General features: G+C 43.1%; 3 protein-coding genes and 1 pseudogene. 1 reads left to right on the top strand and 3 read right to left on the bottom strand.

Annotated elements, in window-relative coordinates; all coding sequences use genetic code 11:
* Positions 1–723 precede the first annotated feature (723 nt).
* Entirely contained in the window at positions 724–1,929 is a 1,206-nt protein-coding gene (locus DXA13_RS20450) for an IS110 family transposase (protein WP_118246832.1), read from the top strand.
* Between the two features lie 292 nt (positions 1,930–2,221).
* Here the strand turns inward: DXA13_RS20450 and tsf are convergent, their stop codons facing one another.
* The 3 genes and pseudogenes from tsf to DXA13_RS21210 form a co-directional block, all read right to left on the bottom strand.
* Positions 2,222–3,157, bottom strand: coding sequence for a translation elongation factor Ts (tsf, locus tag DXA13_RS20445; protein WP_118246831.1), 936 nt, complete (start codon positions 3,155–3,157; stop codon positions 2,222–2,224).
* A gap of 179 nt (positions 3,158–3,336) precedes the next feature.
* The gene (gene rpsB / locus DXA13_RS20440) at positions 3,337–4,107 is read right to left on the bottom strand and encodes a 30S ribosomal protein S2 (protein WP_148399911.1); all 771 of its coding nucleotides are present in this window, start codon (positions 4,105–4,107) and stop codon (positions 3,337–3,339) included.
* 182 nt (positions 4,108–4,289) lie between these two features.
* Positions 4,290–4,900 (bottom strand): annotated as a pseudogene (locus tag DXA13_RS21210) (collagen-like protein); the annotation flags it as partial.

Raw genomic sequence — 4,900 nt, 5'->3', positions numbered from 1 at the left:
GGCCGTCTGCCGGAATAAGCCAATCTGTCTTATTTTTCACAGGCGGAATATTCGCCTGCTCTTGACATACAACGATAGTTGCTGTTATATATAAAACAAGGGCTGAAAGTCCAAAAAGGAACTTTCAGCCCAGTGATTATCATAGAAGATCAGCATTTACAGACTTTTTTTCACACACTCTCGTAATGATTAGTTTGGGAATACTTTTGAGTCTTTTTGTTGTAGGAGAACCACACGTTTCTTTCTCTCCATCTATCTGCCACATTTACCATACATGATTCCGTGTAGTTATTGGGCTTCAGCTTGTTCGGCAGTCTTACCCTCATGCATAGCCTGATGTGATTTCTGTTCGTCAGACCAGAGATTTGCCCATGAGTTAGTATGTTCCTCATATCCGGCTTCCTTCAGATTTCACCTCACGATGGACACCCTTGCCTTCGGCTATATCCTTCCCACTACTACAATAGAATTATGGATAAGGTACATGACAACCAGCCATGTCCATATCCTTCTTATTGCTCAAGCTGTTAGAATGAAGGGAACAATGGTATGACTGCTTCCCACTTGGACTTCGCGTCCGTCCGGTAGAATGTCAGCCTGCCCTCATTCGCAGCATTCGTTTTACGCAGGTAGATCTATTACGTTCGCGTCAGCCAGTAGTTAGAATAAGCAATGAGTAAAGCCGACCTTACCATTGGCAAAATACCAAACAAGGAGAATACAATGAATGCAGTAGGTATTGACGTATCAAAAAACAAAAGTACAATCGCTATCCTCCGCCCATTCGGAGAGATTGTTGCTAAACCATTTGATGTAAAACACACATCTTCTGACATAACATATCTAATTAGCCAGTTGAAAAGCTTAAATGACGATACTCGAATTGTTATGGAACATACTGGCCGATACTATGAGCCTATGGCACAGTGGTTGTCAGACGCTGGTTTATTCGTAAGTGCCATTAATCCTAAACTAATAAAAGACTTCGGTAATAATTCATTACGTAAAGTAAAAACGGACAAAGCTGATGCAATAAAAATCGCACGCTACACTCTTGATAACTGGTGTGAACTTAAACCATACACCAACACGGATGAATTGCGCCGACAATTGAAAAACATGAACCGCCAGTTTGATTTCTACATGAAACAGAAAACAGCCATGAAGAATAATCTTATTGCTCTTCTTGATGAAACATTTCCAGGTATAAATACCTTCTTTGACAGCCCTGCAAGAAATGATGGAAGCCAAAAATGGGTGGATTTTGTCACTATCTTCTGGCACGTTGACTGTGTGCGTAAACAGTCTATTTCTTCGTTCTCTGAGCGGTATCAATCTTGGTGTAAAAAGAAAAAATATAATTTTCAGCCCCAAAAGCCTAACGATATATATGAATTTAGTCACGATCTTATCGCAACACTACCAAAAGATAATGTAACAAAACTTTTGATTCATCAGGCTGTTGATCAGCTAAATATAGCCTCAAAAAATGTGGAATCACTTCGTCTCCTTATGAACCAGACTGCTGCTAAACTTCCAGAATACCCAATAGTACTTGATATGGCTGGGGTAGGAACTACACTCGGTCCGCAACTGATAGCTGAAATCGGTGATGTATCCCGTTTTTCTCATAAAGGTGCTCTAACTGCCTATGCCGGGGTTGATCCAGGTGCCAATCAATCTGGTGACTATGAGCAACAAAGTGTCCGAACATCAAAACGAGGAGCTCCACAACTCAGAAAAACCTTATTTCTAATTATGGACTCACTTATGAAACTGGCACCTCCAGATGATCCGGTATACGGATTTATGATGAAAAAACGTGCTCAAGGCAAAGATTATTACGTTTATATGACCGCCGGTGCAAACAAATTTCTCCGTATTTATTACGGACGCGTCAATGAATACCTCTCATCGTTGACTTCTTAATAGTAGTTTTTCATCTTTCCGTTTTCAGCCGGCAATAATTGGCGGCTTTATTGTAATACAAATTTTTTAATATTACTTATTTTAAAAATAACTATTGACTTTTTCTTTGCAGGCTACCGGGCGGATTCCGGACTTGCACCGGTTAGAAACGTGCGCCGCCGGGCGCACCGAAAAAAAGGACCCAAAGTATGGTTTTCACATACCTTAGGTCCTTATTTTTGATGTTTTAGCCCCAAAATGGTGCTTTTTTGTGGGCCAACGTGCCTATTTTAAGTGGCACATCAACAAATAATTACATTCCCATCTGCTTTGCTACTTCTTCTGCAAAATTTTCTTCTTTTTTCTGCATTCCTTCGCCAGTTTCAAAACGAACAAACTTCTTAACTTCGATCTTTGCTCCGTTAGCCTTAGCCACTTCTGCAACGTAGTTTGCTACGCTCTGCTTTCCGTCTTCAGCCTTAACGTAAACCTGGTCTAAAAGGCAGATTTCTTTTAATTCCTTCTTAATACGTCCCATAACCATACCGCTGATGATCTTGTCATTTGCGTCCGGCTTCTCATTCTTTGCCGCTACAGTAAGGATTTCTTTTTCCTTCTCAATATATTCAGCATCTACTTCTTTTTCACTTGTATAAAGAGGCTTTAAAGCGGCTGCCTGCATAGCGATATTCTTAGCCATCTCTCTGATCGCATCATTAACAACATCTGTCTGAACGTCGATTAAAACGCCGATCTTTCCGCCTGCGTGGATATAAGAAGCAACAAAACCGTTCGCCTCTTCTACCTGCTCAAATCTTCTGATATTCATGTTTTCGCCGATTACGGAAATCTGTGCTGCAAGAGCCTCCTGAACAGTCATGGATTCATCCTTAATCCACTTTTCAGCCATAAAGCCTTCCATATCCTTTGCGCTTGAAGCCATTGCCTGAGCTGCAACATCAGCGACATATGTGCGGAATTTTTCATTCTTTGCAACGAAGTCTGTCTCTGCATTAACTTCTACAACAACTGCCTTCTTCTCATCTTCAGAAACCATCGGATATACAATACCTTCTGCTGCAATACGTCCAGCCTTCTTCTGTGCTGTTGCAAGTCCTTTTTCTCTTAAAAACTCAACTGCTTTATCCATATCGCCGTCTGTAGATGCAAGAGCTTTCTTGCAATCCATCATGCCGGCACCTGTCATTTCTCTTAATTCTTTTACCATTGCTGCGGTAACTGCTGCCATGTCTTGTCCCTCCATAATTTTAATATTATTGTCTTTTTCATACTGGCTTGTCCTGCCCGGAATGATTCATTCATGCAGAACAAAATATACGCTTCCATATCGGAGCGTCTCATTTCACAGGACGTATTTTCCTGTAAAACACAAAGTGCTTCAACCCGTCAAACGGACAGGCTGAAGCATTAAATATCAGGATTATTCCTCAGTTGCTGCTCAGCCTCTGCTTCAAAGATTTCTGCTCCTGCTTCTAATTCTCCATCAACAGTAGCTTCACCCTGGTTTGCTTCGATAACAGCGTCTGCCATCTTAGCCACGATTAACTTAACGGCTCTGATAGCATCATCGTTACCCGGAATTACATAATCCAGTTCTTCCGGATCACAGTTTGTATCTGCAATGCCGATTAACGGAATGCCAAGTGTATGAGCTTCCTGTACGCAGATTCTTTCCTTCTTAGGATCTACTACGAAGATCGCATCCGGGATTCTCTTCATTTCCTTGATACCGCCAAGGTTCTTCTCAAGCTTCTCCCATTCTTTCTTTAAAGCAATAACTTCTTTCTTAGGAAGTACATCGAATGTACCGTCCTGAGACATTGTCTCGATTTCTTTTAATCTTGCAATTCTGGACTGAATTGTCTTGAAGTTGGTCAGCATGCCGCCCAGCCATCTCTCGTTAACATAGAACATGCTGCAACGCTCAGACTCTGTCTTGATCGCATCCTGTGCCTGTTTCTTTGTTCCTACGAAAAGAATTGTGCCGCCTTCTGCAGCGATATCAGAGATTGCCTTATAAGCTTCGTCTACCTTGCCTACAGATTTCTGTAAGTCGATGATATAGATGCCGTTTCTCTCTGTGTAAATGTATGGAGCCATCTTAGGGTTCCATCTTCTTGTCTGGTGGCCGAAATGCACACCTGCTTCCAAAAGCTGTTTCATTGAAATAACGCTCATGTCTTTACCTCCGTTTGGTTTTTCTTCCGCCTGCCTCTCATACTTCCGAAAAGACCTTCTGCAAAATGCTTCCGGCACCGTTTTCTGGAATCAGCAAACGTGATTTTTATTCAGCTTTTCTAATATATCATAAGACTTTTCCATATGCAAGGGTTTTTTGTATATTTTTGATGTTCTGTCTTCTATGACCGGTACAGCTTGAGAACAGTTACCGTCGCCGTTCCGTCGCTGCCCGACGAATTGCTGTTGTAGGTCAAGGAAAATCTCGTTTCTTCCGGAACATGAATGATAATGGAATTCGACCCGTACGCGCTTGATACATCTGATCCTGTTTTAAAATAAATTCCATATTCAATAAATGACCGGCCGTTGTAGAAAGGCGTAATCTGCATATATCCTGCAGTTCTCAGTATCACAGAAACATGGTAAGAAATCAGATAATCCCCTGGCGCAAGAGTGATTCGCGTCTGGTCTGTGAGAACAATCTGCCCCGTGGGGTCGGCCGTTACCGTTCCCATTGGAATCTGCGATCCGTCCGTAAAAGCGATTCCAAACGTCGCAAAAGATGCATATACATCTTCCGGCGCAGCACCGGTCGCTCCTGTAGGCCCTACTGCTCCTGCCGGGCCGGTCGGACCAGTTGCACCGCTAATTCCAGTGGCCCCGGTCGGGCCGGTAGTTCCTGCAGCTCCCGTGGCTCCCGTTGGGCCGGTTGCGCCTCTGGCACCTGCAGGACCAGTTGCACCTACTACCCCCGTGGCTCCCGCCGGGCCGGTTGCGCCCGTAGCTCCCG

The sequence above is a fragment of the Clostridium sp. AM58-1XD genome, assembly GCF_003464085.1.
GTDB lineage: Bacteria > Bacillota > Clostridia > Lachnospirales > Lachnospiraceae > Lachnoclostridium_A.
The sequence above is the reverse complement of the archived record's forward strand: the minus strand, read 5'-3'. Positions and strand labels throughout refer to the sequence as shown.